We start from the raw sequence: 18,106 nt of genomic DNA on the forward strand, positions 1-18,106 counted from the left end.
TTCACCTCCCTGTCTGCGGCTCACCGTCGGCGCCATTGTGTACCGAACCGACAATCCGGCGCACGGCTTCGCCGGATTCCGGGCGCGACGAAGAATCCCGATTGTGTCGATCGCACAGAACCATCGTCGGGCAACATTCAGGCGCACTCACTCGCCCTTGCGGGGTCGATACCTCCGGCGCGAACCGCGAAGGCGATCCACGCCGCACCGAACAGCAGACAACTGAACGGCATCAACAGAATCCGGGGATCTCCGACCCCGCCCATTCCCACCCCCATCACGCCGACCAGCACCAACGGGCTCTGCTTCAGCGCATACAGCAGGGCCGCGACGCTACCCAGCCAGGCCAGCCACCGCGAACGCGGCCAGATCTCGCTCGGGATACCGAGCGCGACGGCCAGTGCCGCGGCAGGAAGGTTCGTCCACACCATCTGCGACTGCCAGAAGGACTCGTCGCCATCACGGATCCAGCCCGCCGTCAGCATTCCGAGCAACAGGCCCGGGATCGACAGCAGTATCGGCCGCGTCCACCGCATTCGTCCCTCCCCGTCCGAACGATCCCACCACCCTCGCACGACCCCCCGGACGGAGCGCGCCGTCCCCCCGGTCGTGCCATGCTCGAAACCGCGAGCGAGATCCCTCGGACAATCGACGAAGGAGCGCAGTATGAGAGCAATCCAGTACACCCGGATCGGCGGCGAACCCGAACTGGTCGACATCCCGAAACCCGAACCCGGACCGGGCGAGGTGCTGCTCGAGATCACCGCGGCGGGCGTCTGCCACTCCGACGAGTTCATCATGAGCCTGCCGGCGGAACGGTTCGGCTACGACCTACCACTGACCCTCGGCCACGAGGGCGCCGGTCGCGTGGCCGCCGTCGGCGCCGGTGTCACCGATCTCGACGTCGGCACCAACGTGGTGGTCTACGGCCCGTGGGGCTGCGGCCGCTGCTGGCACTGCGCCCAAGGACTCGAAAACTATTGTTCGCGTGCAACGGAACTCGGTATCCACCCGCCCGGTCTCGGAGCGCCCGGCGCCATCGCGGAGTTCATGGTGGTGGACTCGCCTCGGCACCTCGTACCGATCGGAAATCTCGACCCGGTCGCAACCGTCCCCCTCACCGATGCGGGTCTGACCCCGTATCACGCGATCAAACGGTCGCTGGGCAAGCTCAGGGCAGGATCGTCCGCGGTGGTGATCGGAACCGGTGGACTGGGCCATGTCGCGATCCAGCTGCTCCGCCATCTGTCCCCAGCTCGCGTGATCGCACTCGACGTCAACGACGAGAAGTTGCAGTTCGCCCGTGAGGTCGGCGCCCACGAAGCGGTGTTGTCCGACGCCGACGCCGCGGCGAACGTCCGGAAGATCACCGGCCCCGCCGGCGCGGCTCTCGTCCTCGACTTCGTCGCCGTCCAGCCGACGCTCGACGTCGCCACCGCGGTCGCCGGCGTCGGATCGGACGTCACGATCGTCGGACTCGGCGACGGCAAGGCCACCGCCCGCGTCGGCTTCTTCACCGGCGCATTCGAGACCAATGTGTCAGCGCCGTACTGGGGCTCGCGCAGCGAACTGATCGAGCTCATCGACCTCGCGCACCAGGGCGTCCTCGACATCGCTGTGGAGCGCTTCAGCCTGGACGACGGCGTCGAGGCCTACCGCCGCCTCGCCGCGGGCACGTTGCGGGGACGGGCGGTCATCGTGCCGTGACCGGTGCCAGCGATCTCCTGCCGGTGCCGGCGCTGCTCGGCTACCTGTTACGAGAGCCTGCGAACACCCCCACCCACGCCGTAGCGTTGGGCGTGGCCGCCGCCGTCATCCCGATCGCGATGGTGATCGTCACCGATCGAGTCACCGATCTCCTCTACACCTGGATCCCGGATCTCGTCGGGTTCGACGGATATGCCCGGTGGTGGATCTTCGCCGTGCTCACCGGGATCGGGCTCCTGGTGTGGAAGCTTCCGGGTCACGGCGGACCCGATCCGGCGACGGCCGGACTGGTCGGGGGGGGGGGGGGGGGGGGGGGGGGGGGGGGGGGGGGGGGGGGGGGGGGGGGGGGGGGGGGGGGGGGGGGGGGGGGGGGGGGGGGGGGGGGGGGGGGGGGGGGGGGGGGGGGGGGGGGGGGGTGTGGCCGACCGTGCCGACGAAACGGGTGGTGTGGCTGACGACGTCCGCGACGATCGGAGTGCTGTTCGGGACCCCGCTGGCGGGGCCGTTGGCGTTCGTCTGACGGTCCACCGCGGCCAACTGGTGGTGGGACCCGACACCGCACCGCTCGAGAAACACGCCGGCTGATGCTTTGTCAGAGTCATCTTCCGAGTGAGAGGTGCCGCGGCCGCCGATCTCCGGGCTTGACGCAATGCATGTTCACCTTCTCGGTGAGTACTGTCTCGTCCGCGTGCGCAGCGTGTCTTGGCTGTGTAACAACGGTGGCGTGGCGGTATCGGTACCGGTGAGAGTCTGGATAATGGGTGCCTGTGGCTCAGATCTTGCTCATCGAGGATGACGAAGCGGTACGCGAAGGACTCAGACTGGGGCTAGGTCAGCTCTCTCATGTCGTGCAGGGAGCCGTCACCGGCCATATGGGTCTCGATTTTCTCCAGATCCAACCGCCCGACGTTGTCATCTTGGATCTCATGTTGCCCGGCATGGACGGTTTCGAGGTCTGCCGAAGAATTCGTTCCGCCAGCAGTGTTCCGATCATCATGCTGACCGCCCGTGGCGACGATGTGGACGTCGTCAGTGGGCTCGAAGCCGGGGCCGACGACTATGTGATCAAGCCGGTCCAGCCTCGGGTTCTCGATGCTCGGATCCGGGCAGTGCTCCGTCGCGGCGAGACGCAATCCACGCCCGCGGCCAAGTACGGCGACTTGACGATCGACTACTCCTCGCTGATCGTGGCAAAGCATCACGATCCGCTGATACTGCCCCCGACGGAGCTGCGTCTGCTCCTGACCCTCTCAGCGGCCCCGGAGCAGGTCTTCAGTCGGCAACAGCTGTTGCAGTCCGTGTGGGAGCACGAGTACCTGGGTGATTCGAGACTGGTCGACGCCTGCGTGCAACGACTGCGCGCCAAGATAGAGGACAATCCCGCACAGCCGGTCTACATCCAGACGGTGCGTGGGTTCGGCTACCGCTTCGGACCGGTCTAGGCGGGAACAGCGGATGCGGATTAGGATGCGGCTACCCGGGTGGCGCGGCGGCTTGCGGGCTCGCCTGGTGATCGCCTTCATCCTGGTGACTCTGGCTGCCATAGCCAGTGCCGCCACGGCCGGCTACGTCTCCGCCCGCAATTCCCTCCTCGCCGCCGATCAGGACCGCGCCATCCGCGACCTGCGGCAACGCGTCACCGCGCTCGCCCCCGAGCTGCAGTACCCACCAGACCAGGAAACCCTGAACGCATTCGCGGCACAGTTGCCGGGCAACGCCACGGTGACCTACCGCGATCTGCAGTCCACCACTGAATCGGCACACGTCACCATCAACCCGGAGCTCCGCGACGCGGTACGCGACCACACGCGCGTACAGGTGCAGTATGTCTCCACCCCGACCGGGCCCGAGTTGGTGATCGGCATGCCGGTAACGATCTGGCAGCCCGGCGACGCGAGTCAGCCGTCGGGGCTGGAGGTGTATTCCGGCCACGATCTTGCTCCGACCTACCAGCAGGTGCAGGTGCAGAGTCGGACCGCATGGCTGGTCGGTGCCGTCGCGGTGCCGTTCGCCATTCTGGTGGGTTTGTTGTCCTCCAACGGCGTACTTCGCCCGGTACGAGATCTCCGTCATGCCACTCGGCGATTGTCCGCGGGCGATCTCACGGCACGCCTGCGCGTGCGGGGAACCGATGAGCTGGCGGATCTGGCGCACACGTTCAACGAGACCGCTGACGAACTCGAGCGGACGATCGCCGAACTGCAGCGACTGGAGGAAGACGCCCGCAGGTTCGTTGCCGACGTCTCTCATGAGCTCCGAACCCCACTGAGCGCGATGCTCGCGGTGACCGACGTGCTGGAGGCAGACGTCCCGCGTATGCCCGACGATGCCGCGCGATCCGCCGGTCTGCTGGTGCGGGAAACCCGCCGACTTACTCGACTCGTCGAGGACCTCATGGAGGTGTCACGATTCGACGCGGGCACCGCGTCGCTGATCCTCGAGGAAGTGGACGTCGGGGAGGCGATTCGGGCGACCCTGGTGGCCCGCCACTGGGACGACACGGTCGATCTGGACTTACCGAGAGACGTTCGAGCCCAAGTCGATCGACGCAGACTCGACGTGATCATCGCGAACCTGGTCGGTAACGCGCTCCGGCACGGGCGGCCTCCTGTCACTGTCGTGCTTCACGCCGACCGCGATTGGATCGAAGTCGTCGTGAACGACCACGGCGACGGAATCCCAGACGACGCGCTGCCGCACGTCTTCGACCGATTCTTCAAAGCGGACACCGCCCGCGGTCGCTCCGAGAGCAGTGGATTGGGGCTGGCCATCGCACAGCAGAACGCGCGGATACACGGCGGCGACATCGAGGTCGGGAACGTCCCGGGCGGCGGGGCACGTTTCGTGGTTCGGCTACGCCGGAACGCCGACCAGAACCTCAACGAGGTCCAGCACGATCCTGACGATCAGTGATCAGATCCGCCTACTGTGCAGTCGTGGCCAGCACAGCTGGTCACAGCACCGGACATTTGCGGCCAGCAACCTTGTCGCCGGATAGTCCGTTGTGGAGCAAGATATCAACGGATTTGTCCTGGCCTGGGTTGCCGCGCGCGGCGTCGACCGCGAGGGCGGTGCACACCACCTGGTCGACCGCCGGCGGGGAGAGATCGTAGACCGGTACCGACACGGTGATCACGGTCTCGGTGACGGTGACGTCGATGTCCGCCAGTGAGGCCCCCATCCGGGGCACCTCGTTGCGAAGCTCGCGGGTGTCGTCGCGCAGTTCCCGGCCCGCACCCAGGCCGAGCATCTGGATGGCGCGGCGGAGGTCGCCGAGCTTCCCCCACGGCTCGTCCCAGACGGTCCCTTGCGGTGCCGTCACCGGGCGCAGCGCGGTCCCGTCGAGGTAGTACAGGGTCGGGCCGGTGGCAATGCCGACCGGGGGCTCGCCGACGTCTGTGACCCCACTACCCGTTGGGATCGCGCTGCAAGCCACGGTCAGAGTCAACCCCGTCAAGACCAGCAGAAGAGCACGCAGCGCCGCAGTCGGCACCCGGTTCACCCCTCGCACATCGACGATCCTCCCACGAGCTTGCGGAACGCCGTTCGGACGGGCGGGTGTGCGGTCCTTCCGGCGGCGACCTGCCGGGTGATTGCCGTTCATCGCGACTGCTGCTCGATGGCGCGCGTCAACAGGTCGACATACAGCCCGGTCCCGGTGGGGCTCCGCGGGTGAGTGTCGTCCTCCCAGAACACCTCTGGTACACCCTGGGTGGCGACCTTCCAGTCGACGATCACGGTGTTGGGCCAGCGCCGCTGTGCGGCGCGCAGGGCGGCATTGACCGCGTCCTGCCACGGCCTGGGCACGCTGACGTTCATGATGATCACCCGACGCGACGACCCGATCGTTCGCAGTGCCGCATCGAGGGCGGACTCGTCGAATGCGCCGTTCGTGCCCAACCCGATCACAACCACCTTTCCGAGCCGTCCGGTGTCGCGCAGCTGCGCAACGAGATCGGGCAGATCCCACATCTGCCGACCGATTTCCACATCGACGTCCGCGCCGGGCAGGCGCTCTCGCAGTTCGCGTCCGGCCGCCGCCATGACGGAGTCGCCGAGCGCGGTCACGCCGCTGCCCGGAGGGCCGGCAGTCTCCGCCCTCAGCGGGATACCCGCGGGCGGAGATGTGGGTGTTACTGATGGCGTCTGCGGGGCGCGGGCCGCGCTCTGGCCGGCAGCGATCTGAGATTGCAGGTCGTCCGCCGGCGGGGCGAAGACAATACCCGCCGCCGCAGTGAAGACGGTGGTGGCGGCCACGGCCACCGCCACGCCACGGCCGGATGACGAGGGCAGTGAGCGGGGGTACTCGGTGAACCGCACGAGAGTGCCGCGGAATCCGTGCCGCCTGATCGGGTCCTCGACCCAGCGATACGACAACGCAGCGGCAGCAAAGGATATCGATGTCGCCGTCGCGGCGAAGACGAGCGGCGACATCGCGGGAACCGCAGCCTTAAGCAGCACGATGACCGGCATATGCCACAGGTATATGCCGTAGGACCRCAACCCGATCCACCGCAACGGCCGCGCAGCGAGGGTTCGCGCGAACCAACCGCCATCAGCGACAGCACCTACTACCACGGCGCCCGCCGCGACAGTCACCAAGCCGAACCCACCGGAATACAGGAACGGGCTCGTTCCATCCAGCACCGCAACCATGACCACCAAACTCGCGGCGCCCACCACCCCCGCGGTGTCGAGGGCGCGACGCCGCACAGGCACCATCGTCCTCACCCACGCCGAAGGCATCGACAGCGCCAGCGCTGACCCGACAAGCAACCCGAAGGCATGGGTATCGGTCCCGTAGTACACACGGGAGGCATCGACGCCGGGCTCGTAGAGCACGATCATCGCGGCCAGTGACGCCAGCGCGCCCGCTCCCGCGAGCACGGCGCACAGCGAGCGACTACAAGTGACCCGCATGACGACGACGAACAGGACCGGCCACACCAGATAGAACTGCTCCTCGACCGCGAGGGACCACAGGTGCAGGAACAACGATGGCTCGCCGAACCCGGCAAAATAGGACATCCCGCTGACAATGTTCCACCAGTTGCTGGTGAACGTCGCTGCGGCGAGCAGCTCTCCACCGATATCGGACACCAGAGTCGGCCGAATCACTGTGGCCGCGGCCGTGGCGACCACGACGACCACCGACACGGCCGGAATCAATCTACGTGCCCTGCGAACCCAGAAAGTACGCAGAGGAATGGTTCGTCGTTCCGAGAACAACCCGTGCAACTGATCGGTAATCAGGTAGCCGCTGATCACGAAGAAGATGTCGACGCCGAGAAAGCCACCCGGAAGCCATGTCTCGTCGAGGTGGTACACGAGCACCGCCAGCACCGCCCACGCCCGTACCCCGTCCATCCCCCGCCGGTACCGCCTCCCACCCGACTCGTCCAGACGCGCGGTCGGAATCTCGGCGCCGCCACGACCGTCGACACGGCGGGCGAGCGTTGGTGGCGAAGAATCCATGAGCACAGAGTTCCGAAGCAGTGTCAGCACCAGATGYGGTCCGTGTCGCAACCGCGTCACAGAACCACCGACCCGGGCACAGGACGGCGCGGCGGAGCAGGCTAGCCCTCCTCGCCGGTCTCTTCTCGGAAGGCTGCAGCGCGTGCCATTTGCGCGGGCCTGCGGCGCACGATCGCCCACGCCACACCCAGCACGGCGAACCACACCGGGGTGATCAGCAGCGCCTGCAGTGTGTCGTCCTTCTGGGTGAATGCCCAGATCAGGAACAAGAAGAAGGCGAACACCGCGTAACACATGGGGACGCCGCCAGGCATCTTGTACGTGGAGGCCTGGTGCAGGTGCGGACGTCGCTTGCGATAGACGAGGTAGCTGATCAGGATGATCGACCAGACGAACATGAAGCAGAGTGACGCGATGGTCGTGACGAGGGTGAAGGCCGCGATGATCGAGCCACCGACCACGACCATCACGACACCGGCAAGCAGGAACACACCCGAGAGGTACAACGCGTTGGCCGGCACGCGCCGCCGGGTGAGCTTGCCGAACGCCGCGGGCGCGTCACCTTCCTGCGCGAGCCCGTACACCATCCGTGAGGTCGAGTAGATCCCCGAATTCGCCGAGGACGTCGCAGAGGTCAGCACGACGAAGTTGATCACCGAAGCGGCAATGCCGAGGCCGGCGAGGGAGAACATTGCCACGAACGGGCTGCGATCTGCGACGATCTCTCGCCACGGCGTAACCGAGATGATCACGGTGAGCGCGACCACGTAGAACAGCATCATACGAACCGGGATCGAGTTGATGGCCTTCGGAAGGTTCTTCTCCGGGTCCTTGGCCTCGGCAGCGGTGGTGCCGACGAGTTCGATACCGACGAACGCGAAGGTCGCGATCTGGAATCCGGCAACGAAGCCCATGATGCCGGTCGGGAAGAAGCCACCGTCGTTCCACAGATTGGCGAAGGACGCCTCGGCGCCGCCGGGGGCGATGAAATGAGTGAAGACCATTGCCAGTCCGACGACGATCAAACCGACGATGGCAATGATCTTGATCAGCGCGAACCAGAACTCAGTTTCTCCGAATGCCTTGACGCTGGGCAGATTCAATCCGATGAGGAGGGCCACCGAGACGAGCGCCGGGATCCACAGCGGCAACGACCCCCACCAGTACGAGACGTAGCCCGCAATGGCGATGACATCCGCGATACCGGTGACGATCCAACAGAACCAGTAGGTCCACCCGGTGAAGAAGCCGGCCCACGGGCCGAGTAGATCGGAGGCAAAATCCGCGAACGATTTGTACGATGTGTTGGAGAGCAACAACTCCCCCATCGCGCGCATGACGAAGAACAGCATCGTGCCGATGATCGTGTACACGAAGATCACCGACGGACCCGCGAGGGAGATCGTCTTGCCGGACCCCATGAACAGGCCGGTGCCGATCGCCCCGCCGATCGCGATCAGCTGGATATGACGATTGGACAATTGCCGGGACAGTCCCGGCGGGTGTGACTCGTCGGCTGCGACAGCAACTGGCGTCGCAGCGACGCGGGGCTCGGTGTACTCGGACACAGGTACTCCTTGCTTCGGATGGATGCGGCACAACGACGATTGGTGGCCTGCGCATGGCACCCACACGGTTCGGTTCGACTGGGCGGGATCGATCGCGACCGGGATGTCGCACGAGCAAGAGGTGGGCTGCCCCAGCAGTCACATCGACGCTCCGAGCGCCCCAGCGCTGTGCCGCGGATCACACTGTAAGGGTGGATGAGGCGCGGCGCAACGGTCACGCCTTCGCCGAGGGCACCGTGCCGCACCGCAACACCGCACCAACCATCCGACACCCGTGCGTCAAATGCACTGCACACCAGCGCTTCAAGATGCCCGTCGATTTCCGGGACCCGGGAGCGCAAGGCCATTCAGCGGTTCCCGTCGACATGCGCACCTGCCGAACATTGCGACGACGATCAACTCCGAGCAGACAACCGCGGACACAGGGAACGTGCATGGAGCGCCAGCCCGCCACAACGGCCATCGACGGCATCGCCGCTGTTCAGGGCATCGATTGTGCTGTCAGCACTGGCTGCCGACGAAGTATTGGAGCGACAGCACGGTGACTCGCCGCCCTTTCACCCAGATGATCGTGTGACGGCAAACACGTTTCGAGAAGAGGTGCGTTCATGAGGCTCTGCCCAACGACTCCACAGCGGGTCTGCATCGTCGGTGCGGGGATGGTCGGGTTGTCCACGGCATGGTTCCTGCAGGAACGGGGTGTCGAGGTTACAGTGCTCGACCGCAAGGGAATTGCGGCCGGGGCGTCGTGGGGTAACGCCGGGTGGATCACCCCCGGAATCAGCACTCCATTGCCCGAGCCGGCGGTGCTGCGGTACGGGGTTCGTGCGGTGCTCAGCCCATCCTCGCCGGTGTACGTACCGCCGACATTGAACCCTCGTTTGATTCGTTTTCTCGCGTCATTCGCCCGGCACAGCACCGCGGCGCGGTGGCGTGTCGCGATGGAGGCCCTGGTCGGGATCAACCAAGGCGCACTGTCCGCGTTCGACGAACTAGCGGACGGCGGCGTACAGGCGAGGGCACACGAGGCGAAATCCTTTCTGGCAGCGTATCGGACACCGGCGGAGCGCACTGTCCTGCTCGAGGAAATCGAGCACATTCGTGCAGCCGGTCAGGGAATCGAGTTCGACGTCCTGTCGGGTGACGACGCACGCGGGGTGGAGCCGTCGTTGTCCGACGAAGTCGGCGCCGCGATCCGACTGCATGGTCAGCGGTTCATGAACCCCGGCGAGTTCGTGCACAGCCTCGCGGATGCGATCCGAGAGCGCGGGGGCACGATCTGTGAGGGCGTTGACGTCAACGGTGTCTTCGATGACGGTAGCGCCGTTCGGATTTCAGCCCCCACAGGTGATGTGGGACAGTTCGACGCCCTGGTACTCGCGACCGGAACATGGCTCGGCGACATTGCGCGCGACTTCGGCGTCCGCATACCCGTGCAGGCCGGTCGTGGATACAGCTTCAGTGTCGCGATCGACCACGTTCCTGCAGGCCCGGTCTACTTCCCGGCACAGCGGGTGGCATGTACGCCACTCGGAGATCGTTTGCGGGTGGCCGGGATGATGGAGTTCAAGACACCCGACGCTGCACTGGATCGGCGGCGGATCGCGGCGATCGTGGAGGCCGCGCGACCTCTGTTGCGGGGCGCCGATCTCAACGCGCGTCGCGACGAATGGGTCGGTTCACGTCCGTGCACGCCGGATGGCCTGCCGGTGATCGGAGCAACCCGCTCGCCCCGCGTGTTCGCCGCAGGCGGTCACGGTATGTGGGGTATCACCCTCGGGCCGGCGACGGGACGTCTGCTCGCGGAGACGATCACCACCGGCCGAACAGCGACCGAGCTCGCACCGTTCGATCCGCTCCGGTGACCGGATCAGTTGTGGAGGTGGAGACTCCCCGGCGGCCCAGCGCATCGATCTCGGTCCGTCGATTCCCGACAAACGAGCGATACTGTGGAAGTGCGACTGCGCATGGCGGGTCCCAGGAGACTCGGCACGGCCGAGTCTCCTCCGTCACCGAGGAGAACCGATGATCAACGTCAGCGCCTTGATCGACTCGCTGGGCGGGGCCCTTCTTCGCCCGATCGTCTCCGGTCAGCGCGATCAGATCCACGACGTCACCCTCGCCGATGCCGACGACACATCCTTCGACCACCCCGGCAGCCTCGTCCTGGGTTTCGGAGTCGACTGCGCGGCCGCCGCTGTCGAACTCATTGATCGAGCAGTCCGCGCCGAGGCCTGTGCCGTGGTCCTCAAGGCACCCTTGGCCGAGGACCCGGGCGTGGCCGGCCCGGCCGCCGAGCTCGGCGTCGGTCTGATCGAACTGCAACCGCAGGCCTCGTGGACGCATCTGGTGTGGTTGACACGCAGCATCCTCGATCACTCCACGACGCTCGCACGATCCGAGATCCAGCACGATCCCAGCAACTACGGTGAACTGTTCGCCTTCGCCGACGCCGCAGCGGCCACCATCTCCGCACCCGTCACCATCGAGGACGCCCATTCGCGGGTGCTCGCCTACTCCGAACTCCAGGACACCGCCGACCCTGCCCGCATCTCCACCATCGTCGGACGCCGCGTCCCGGAGCCAATCGTGCGGCACTTTCGGTCCCGAGGAGTGTTCCGACGACTGCAGTCATCCGACGAGCCGATCTGGGTCGACGCTGGTCCCGACGGCGTACTTCCGCGGTTGATCATCCCTATCCGCGCCGGACGAGAACTCCTCGGCTCCATCTGGGCCGTCGATCCCGGACCTCTCCCCGATGACCAGGTCCACGAACTGACCCGTACCGCATCGGTGGTAGCGCTGCACCTCCTGCGTCTGCGCGCGCAGTCCGGCGCCGCACGCAGAATGACCGTCGACCGTCTCCGCGCGGGACTGCTCAGCCCAGACAACACAACGGACCTGCGGTTGCCGCCCGGCCCGTGGCGCGTCGTCGCATTTGCCGACGCTGCCACCGAAGCGCAACCGGAGTACCGGCTACACCTGTGGGAGTCGGTCATGACGCGCTACGGCTGGCCCCAACCACTGCTCACCTCAATCGAAGGCACTCCGATGGCCGTGGTCACCGACACGGGGTCTGCACGCACCGCAGGGAGCTGGGCGTGGCTCCAGGCATTGGCCGACGACACGTACGCGTACGACAACACCGTGTCGATCCTCGCCGGGCGACCCGCACACACGACACACGATCTTTCCCGATCATGCGCGGAGGCAACCGAACTCATTTCACTGGCCCGGAAAGGACGGGCCGCTACACCGTCGACGACGTATGAGGAATCCTGGCATGAAGTCGTAATCGCACGAACTCACGCGGCACTGCTCACGGAACCACCGCTCGGCGCAGGACCTATCCAGCCCTTGGTCGACCACGACGCTGAACGAGCAACCGATTACGTCACAACCCTGGCCGCGTTCCTCGTGCACTACGGCGAACCGAAGCGTGCCGCACAGTCGCTCCATATCCACCCGAACACGTTGCGCTACAGAATCAAGCAGATAACCGACCTCATCGGACTCGACTTGATGGACGCCAGGCTCCGCCTGGCCATCGCGGTCCATCTGACGTCCATCCTGGATGCCGCCGACAGCGCCGCCTCCGTTTCTCCTGAAGAGGCTGCCGTAGAACCACTTCCGGACGAACAGCCGACCAGCGACGATCGTCAGTGTTGATCGGCTAGCCGGCATTTCCTATCTCTTTCCAACCATCACCAAGATCCGAATCCGACAACCCAGGGAGCGCAACTATGTCCTCCACACCACCCACCGCAACCACGCCCGACGCGGGTTCGAACTCGGAATCGGACGCGGACCCGTCGATGTCGTGGGCGGACATCCTCACCGAGTTGGGGTACGCGTTACCGGCGACCACAGCACCGATAGGTGCGTATGTGCCGGCCGTTCGGACCGGCAACCTGGTGTACACGTCTGGCCGACTGCCTGTGGTAGACGGTGTGATCGAACGGACGGGCAAGGTCGGCCGCGACGTTTCAGTGGCGGACGCATCGAGCGCCGCTGAGATCTGCACGCTGAATGCGCTCGCTGCGATCGATGCTCTCGTCGGTCTCGACGCGGTCGTGCGAATCGTCAAGGTGGTCGGATTTGTCGCGTCCGCAAACGATTTCGCCGGCCAGCCAGACGTCGTCAACGGGGCATCGAATCTGCTGGCAAATGTATTCGGCAACGCCGGTGCACATGCTCGATCGGCAGTCGGCGTCGCGGAACTACCTTTGAATGCACCCGTCGAAGTTGAACTCGTCGTCGAGGTGGCCTGACCACGAATACGGAAGGATGGCGGTGGTCGCGACAGTCGTCAGTCTGACACATACCCCCGAAACGACAACAGCCCCGAGCCGACCCGAGTTTCAGGTCGGGGCTTGATCCCATCGGAGAGTGACTCGCGATGGACATCGGACGTAGAACCCTTGTCGCAGCGGTCGGCCCGATTGTGTCGTCCTGCCTGGGCGGGGCGCTGGCGCCGGAGGGCCCCTGCCTGGGCAGCCACACCGGCTACGGGGCGACTGTACGAACACGACAGCCTCGGCCTGTGGCAGCATCCGTCGGCAGTCGAAGCGGTACTCGCCGAATGTGTTGCTCTGCGGGTGCGGAGACACAGTTCGTTTCTGCTCGCGGGCCTGTATCGCCGTAGTGTCCTGTCCATACCGTTCAGAAGGTGATCACGCGGCCCTGCCCAATCCGGATCCGGAGGCTCACCATGACCCATCCGACGTCGACCAAGACGGCGACACGACGTATGACAGAGACGCGGCGCAGTCCCTGCCGCAGCTGCGGCTGAGTCTCCCCGCGGTCCAGCACAACGTCGATCTCATGGCGGCGTGGTGCCGCGACCGCGGCGTCGAGCTGTGCCCGCGCATCAAGACGACGATGACCCGGCCCATCGTCCAGAGACAGCTGGACGCCGGCGCGTGGGGCGTCACGGTCGCCACGGTTCGTCAAGCCTCCATTGCCCTCGAATGGGGGCGCTGCCAATCCACTGAGGGTCCTCGTCGACGTCGGGACCCCGGGCGGGCGAACCGGAGTCCGGGACGCCCCGGCGGCGCTGGGCCTCGCCCGGGAGTGTGAGAACGCGCCGGGAATCGCCCTCGCGGGCGTCGCGGGGTACGAGGGCGTTCGCCCCAACCGGCGGGACGCGGACATCGTCGCGCAGGTCGATGCGCATTGCCGGGAGACGGTGGACGCCTTCCGCGCGGTGTCGCCGTGGATCCAGACCGACAGCGCCCTACGGGGGGAACTTCGGATCATCGCGTGATGCGCATAGTGATCAGCGAGTTGTGTTGAAGGCAAGCTGATTTCGAACATGCTGGGCAACCGCTCGGTCGGTTCGGTGGCGCGCTGCTTGGCTGCGATCGCAGCCCGCAGTCGTCCATGCCGTCGTCGGAGACGTAGCGTCGAGTGACTCGCCGCTCGTCGTGTTGTTCGATGACAATGACTGTCACCAATGGAGGACGCGGCCGTGGGGAAAGATCTCCACGACGTCGGCTCTGAGTTGATCTCCTTGGACGGCAAACTCTGCGGCGCCGACCCCTCCCGCATCGTGGGATCATCCGTTTCTGAAATTCACTTCTTGCAGATTCGCCTGCCGAATCCTGACATCTTGCGACTTTCGGATCGCAAGTGCTCGTCGACACCTTCAATATGGTCGGTCGTTCGTTTGCAATTTCTTCTGATTTATGAAGACCTGCAACAGAGTTCGCAAACGAAAGTGACCGCCAGCGCCCGCTGTCCTATCCTTTCCAGGTCGCCCTCCCCCGGGGTGACGTTCGTGGCTCCATTCCCCCAGCGTGGTGTCACATGGGTGGCGCTTCTCGCTTCCGAGAGTGCAGGCACCACCCTTCTATCGACTGATCGCCCTGCCACCGGCGTGACCAGGCGGGGCGATCAGTCCACAAGGGCCGCCCCTGGCTGCCGTTGGCGTCCCGTCCAGCGAGCTGTGCCGCATAGGACTGCTTGCAACACAGGGCGAAGCGGGCGGTTGCGCAAGTATCGACCCGATCCACCCGATCTGAACCCGAGAGGCGGACCGAAGTGTTCACGACAGTCGTCGTCCTGGCTGCCCTCGTCCTGGCTGTCGGCRGTGTCGTCATGGTGGTGATCGCTCCACCCCGCAACCGGAGCCCAGGTCCACGTTCAGCAAGACGAACCGGAGACGAATCTCCCGAGATCGACGACAGGTAGTAGCTCGCGCCGGGTCGTCGAAGGCGGTCAAGAGCTCGGGCCCAGACCAGGATAGGTATACAAACAGGTAATAGTGCCGTAGTCCCTGAGCCGCCGATAGGTCAAGCTGAGGTAGTCCTGATCAGCCCGACTTCGACGAGGGTGAGGAACGATGAACGGCGGACTCGAGGCATTCTTGACCTTGGTCGTCTGCAAGTGGCGCTTCGCCTCGATCGGCCGAGGTCGTAGGCAGTCAATCCTTTGGGCCCCACTGCCGCATCGACCGGAAAGGCGGCTGTACGAGTATGACAGCCTCGGCTTGTAGCGGCGCCTCACGATGCCCGCGTGACGAACTTCTCGACGTATCAGATGTTACGTGCCGATTGAGACCCGCCTTTTGCTGACCCAGTCTGTCGGGAGCGTGGATGATGTTGTGCTTCGGCCCCCAAAGCGTTTGTGAGGACAGCCTGCTGGTCCGATCGGCGCCCGCGCCGCCTCGGCGCGCCAAGTTGGTCTAGTTCGGCGCAGACCGCACGCAGGGACCATCGGTAGGCCCAGGCGTTGTCGGTGATCAGCCGACCCCGCTGACGCTACCGATATTCCATAGCTGTCGCAGGACCGCTCTCACCACAATTGTGTCGAACATTTGATTCACAGACCGGACTGAAGGTCGGGAACCTGGCGTCAGCTGGATGTTCCTGAAACTCGACGCGCAGACCGGGCATCACGCGGTGTTGGCCACGGACCCACGCGAATGTCCACTGGCCAGAGTCCAACGCAATGATCGTCATCCTGCACGGAGCGGGCTGCCGCGTGCGCGGCGTCTCTTGGATTGGCCGAAGGGCCACGACCGTGCCCTTCTTCGATGGGTTCCAGGTGGCGTGCAGGTCGGCTACTGGTTGCAGGTTCTCGCCAGGCATCTAGGTCGCTCCCTGAGGTGGGCTGTTCGAGCAGATCCACCCTGTCGCACCCGGACAGAAAACCGCACCGGTAGAAATACCTGGTTAGGTACCTATATCGGCACTCGACGCAATGAGTCCGCGTCGGGTACCAACAGTGTTGCGACGGCCCCTTGAAACCGCCTGCTTCGGGGAGAGGCGTTTCGTCGTTCTCGGGTCACTGCGTCGGGTGCAAACCGAATGGGCCTACCGGCAGGTCTTCACCACCAACGCCGAACGCGCCGCGGCACTTGCACCCTAGCTCAAGCGCGGCAACACTCGACGACGCCACAGCGCACTCGGAGGCCTTCCTCCAATCAGCCGCCTGGCACCAACCTGGTGGCCGGGTACAGCTAGTACCGCAACCACAGTTTGTGATGTCGGCCCGTCGCCGATAACGCTCGTCGTCGCGGAAGCGGCCGACGCGTGCCAGTGGGACGGCACCCCGTAGCACCCTTCGGGGTGATCGCCCATCTCCGGCGCCCAGACCTCGGTAGGTCAATGAATCCCGCACAGGCACAGCAGTTCTCGCTGGTGCCGAATTTCTCGCGTCACAGCCGTGGCGGTCGTCGACTGCGCCGGGCCGTTGGGTTCGTTTCGCCGTGGGCGCGCCCATCAGCTTCAGGGTCTCTGTACAGCAGAGCGGTGTTGCCATCTGAGGAAAACTTGCCTACGTTATGAGCGCAACGGGTGTGATCGGCGTCTCATCTTGCATCACTCGTGAAGTGCATTAGTTGTCGCGTAGGAGGTTCAATGTCCATCGACGTCCTCGGAATCGTCGTTCTCGCACTCATATTCGCGCTCGGGACATGGCGGTCGGTCAATCTCGGTGCGCTGGCGCTGATCGGAGCGGTGGCGGTCGGCACGCTGGTTGCAGGAGTTGGACTCGACGAGATCTACGAAGGGTTCCCGGCCGATATCTTCGTGCTTCTGGTGGGAATGACCTTCCTGTTCGGCGTCGCCACGGCCAACGGCACCGTCGAATGGGTCGTAGACCGAGCTGCCCACCGCGTAGGAGACCATGCGAAGGTGCTGCCCTGGGTGCTCTTCGCAGTCGCTGCGGTGCCGACTACGGCCGGAGCGCTGGGGCCGGCCGGCGTCGCCATCCTCGCTCCTCTGGGTCTTCGACTCTCACAGCGGTACAACATCAATCCGGTCCTGACCAGTTTGATGATCGTTCACGGTTCCGCGGTCGGGAACTTCTCGCCGGTCAATGTCCTCGGGGCTATCGTCAACCAGACGATGGAACGAGAAGGCCTGTCGTCGAATCCGCTGCTGTTGTTCGCCGGCAACCTGGCATTCAACGTCATGCTCGGCGGAGTGATCTACTGGATCTACGGCGGCGCGCTTCGCCGCCGCGGCGCTGATCGCTCGGACACCACTTCCGGGTTGCCGGACCCGACCGGCGGCGACGTCGCGCAGGTGCCGGATGGTTCCGGCGCCGTTGCGGTGCAGGGAGCGGCGGCCACGACGATCGCACCTTCCCGAAGCCTGCCCACACTCACGTCCCCGCAGATCGTCACCATCGGAGCCGTCCTGGTCGTGGTCACGGGCGCCATGATCTTCGGGTTGGACATCGGCGTGTTGGCATTGACCGCCGCGGTGGTGTTGCGGCTGGTCACGCCGAAATCGAGTGAAGGAGCAGAGAAATCGATCTCGTGGAACGTTGTGCTCTTGATGTGCGGAATCATCACCTATGTCGCGCTGCTGCAGCACATCGGGACGATAGGTCGGATCGGTCACGCCGTCGCCGGCTTGAGTCTGCCTCTCCTCGCCGCATTCATCATCTGCCTCATYGCCGCAACGGTTTCCGCGTTCGCGTCCAGTGCGGGCACACTCGGAGCCTTGATTCCACTCTCCGTTCCGCTGTTGGCACAGGGGGAAGTTCCCGTGCTCGGATTGATCATCGCGCTGGCGGTGTCCGCCACGGCCGTCGACGCGACCCCCTTCTCCACCGTGGGCGCATTGACGGTCGCCAACGCCCCGGTCTCTCAGCAGCAACGCATCTTCAGTGGCATTCTGCGATGGGGTCTGTCGATGATCATCGTCGCACCGGTCGCCGCATGGCTGATGTTCGTGCTCGTCCCGAGCCTGTGATCCTGCGTTAGCCTGCCGCTTTCACGGTAATTCGGCTGAACACCTGTGTCACTGACGAAGAAAGGTGCTCCGACCTGCGATAATTCGACTTGTCTAAGGTTGAACAATCGCGTGATCAAGGAGCACCTTTCAGGTGGCCAAGTCTACGTC

The 18,106-nt window shown here is 65.2% G+C and carries 12 protein-coding genes and 2 pseudogenes; 9 read left to right on the top strand and 5 right to left on the bottom strand.

Annotated features, from left to right (window positions below):
• Window positions 1-137 precede the first annotated feature (137 nt).
• The gene (locus tag AB4Z09_RS15040) at window positions 138-536 is read right to left on the bottom strand and encodes a hypothetical protein (protein ID WP_174910832.1); all 399 of its coding nucleotides are present in this window, start codon (window positions 534-536) and stop codon (window positions 138-140) included.
• A gap of 130 nt (window positions 537-666) precedes the next feature.
• Between AB4Z09_RS15040 and AB4Z09_RS15045 the strand changes: the two genes are divergently transcribed.
• From AB4Z09_RS15045 to AB4Z09_RS15055, 3 genes are all read left to right on the top strand, one after another.
• Complete coding sequence (locus AB4Z09_RS15045) at window positions 667-1,707, top strand: NAD(P)-dependent alcohol dehydrogenase (RefSeq protein ID WP_174910835.1); 1,041 nt, start codon at window positions 667-669, stop codon at window positions 1,705-1,707.
• Between the two features lie 767 nt (window positions 1,708-2,474).
• Window positions 2,475-3,149, top strand: a complete 675-nt coding sequence (locus AB4Z09_RS15050; RefSeq protein ID WP_174910837.1) for a response regulator transcription factor — start codon at window positions 2,475-2,477, stop codon at window positions 3,147-3,149.
• Between the two features lie 25 nt (window positions 3,150-3,174).
• The gene (locus tag AB4Z09_RS15055) at window positions 3,175-4,620 is read left to right on the top strand and encodes a sensor histidine kinase (RefSeq protein WP_174914772.1); all 1,446 of its coding nucleotides are present in this window, start codon (window positions 3,175-3,177) and stop codon (window positions 4,618-4,620) included.
• Window positions 4,621-4,660: 40 nt separating this feature from the next.
• Here the strand turns inward: AB4Z09_RS15055 and AB4Z09_RS15060 are convergent, their stop codons facing one another.
• The 3 genes from AB4Z09_RS15060 to cycA form a co-directional block, all read right to left on the bottom strand.
• Window positions 4,661-5,311 (bottom strand): hypothetical protein, encoded by a 651-nt coding sequence (locus AB4Z09_RS15060; protein ID WP_442240090.1) that lies wholly within the window; start codon window positions 5,309-5,311, stop codon window positions 4,661-4,663.
• Entirely contained in the window at window positions 5,308-7,182 is a 1,875-nt protein-coding gene (locus tag AB4Z09_RS15065; protein WP_442240091.1) for an acyltransferase family protein, read from the bottom strand. Before AB4Z09_RS15065 ends, AB4Z09_RS15060 begins: the two co-directional genes overlap by 4 nt.
• Before the next feature lie 101 nt (window positions 7,183-7,283).
• Window positions 7,284-8,750 carry a D-serine/D-alanine/glycine transporter gene (gene cycA, locus AB4Z09_RS15070; protein ID WP_174910846.1) on the bottom strand — a complete coding sequence of 489 codons (1,467 nt, stop codon included), beginning with the start codon at window positions 8,748-8,750 and terminating at the stop codon, window positions 7,284-7,286.
• 608 nt (window positions 8,751-9,358) lie between these two features.
• On the opposite strand from cycA, the gene AB4Z09_RS15075 reads away from it, so the two are divergent.
• From AB4Z09_RS15075 to AB4Z09_RS15090, 4 genes are all read left to right on the top strand, one after another.
• Complete coding sequence (locus AB4Z09_RS15075) at window positions 9,359-10,615, top strand: NAD(P)/FAD-dependent oxidoreductase (RefSeq protein ID WP_174910849.1); 1,257 nt, start codon at window positions 9,359-9,361, stop codon at window positions 10,613-10,615.
• A 160-nt stretch (window positions 10,616-10,775) separates the two neighbouring features.
• Entirely contained in the window at window positions 10,776-12,419 is a 1,644-nt protein-coding gene (locus AB4Z09_RS15080) for a PucR family transcriptional regulator (protein WP_174910852.1), read from the top strand.
• Between the two features lie 146 nt (window positions 12,420-12,565).
• The gene (locus AB4Z09_RS15085) at window positions 12,566-13,021 is read left to right on the top strand and encodes a RidA family protein (RefSeq protein WP_442240094.1); all 456 of its coding nucleotides are present in this window, start codon (window positions 12,566-12,568) and stop codon (window positions 13,019-13,021) included.
• A gap of 689 nt (window positions 13,022-13,710) precedes the next feature.
• Window positions 13,711-14,016: a hypothetical protein gene (locus tag AB4Z09_RS15090; RefSeq protein ID WP_174910862.1), complete on the top strand. Its 306-nt coding sequence runs from the start codon at window positions 13,711-13,713 to the stop codon at window positions 14,014-14,016.
• Between the two features lie 77 nt (window positions 14,017-14,093).
• Here the strand turns inward: AB4Z09_RS15090 and AB4Z09_RS15095 are convergent.
• Window positions 14,094-14,250 (bottom strand): annotated as a pseudogene (locus tag AB4Z09_RS15095) (IS256 family transposase); the annotation flags it as partial.
• Between the two features lie 1,793 nt (window positions 14,251-16,043).
• Here AB4Z09_RS15095 and AB4Z09_RS15100 point away from each other — a divergent pair.
• Both AB4Z09_RS15100 and AB4Z09_RS15105 read left to right on the top strand, forming a co-directional pair.
• Window positions 16,044-16,199: pseudogene (locus AB4Z09_RS15100) on the top strand (integrase core domain-containing protein); the annotation flags it as partial.
• Window positions 16,200-16,612: 413 nt separating this feature from the next.
• The gene (locus tag AB4Z09_RS15105) at window positions 16,613-17,956 is read left to right on the top strand and encodes an SLC13 family permease (RefSeq protein WP_442240092.1); all 1,344 of its coding nucleotides are present in this window, start codon (window positions 16,613-16,615) and stop codon (window positions 17,954-17,956) included.
• Window positions 17,957-18,106 lie beyond the last annotated feature (150 nt).

Origin of the sequence: Rhodococcus sp. TAF43, assembly GCF_052113525.1 — a bacterium.
Taxonomy (GTDB): domain Bacteria; phylum Actinomycetota; class Actinomycetes; order Mycobacteriales; family Mycobacteriaceae; genus Prescottella.

What these genes read in the sequence shown, in the direction of transcription:
- AB4Z09_RS15085 (WP_442240094.1), top strand. Translation starts at nt 12,566, where the DNA reads ATGTCGTGGGCGGACATCCTCACCGAGTTGGGGTACGCGTTACCGGCG.
- AB4Z09_RS15060 (WP_442240090.1), bottom strand. Translation starts at nt 5,311, where the DNA reads ATGAACGGCAATCACCCGGCAGGTCGCCGCCGGAAGGACCGCACACCC.
- AB4Z09_RS15040 (WP_174910832.1), bottom strand. Translation starts at nt 536, where the DNA reads ATGCGGTGGACGCGGCCGATACTGCTGTCGATCCCGGGCCTGTTGCTC.
- AB4Z09_RS15055 (WP_174914772.1), top strand. Translation starts at nt 3,175, where the DNA reads ATGCGGCTACCCGGGTGGCGCGGCGGCTTGCGGGCTCGCCTGGTGATC.
- AB4Z09_RS15080 (WP_174910852.1), top strand. Translation starts at nt 10,776, where the DNA reads ATGATCAACGTCAGCGCCTTGATCGACTCGCTGGGCGGGGCCCTTCTT.
- AB4Z09_RS15075 (WP_174910849.1), top strand. Translation starts at nt 9,359, where the DNA reads ATGAGGCTCTGCCCAACGACTCCACAGCGGGTCTGCATCGTCGGTGCG.
- AB4Z09_RS15045 (WP_174910835.1), top strand. Translation starts at nt 667, where the DNA reads ATGAGAGCAATCCAGTACACCCGGATCGGCGGCGAACCCGAACTGGTC.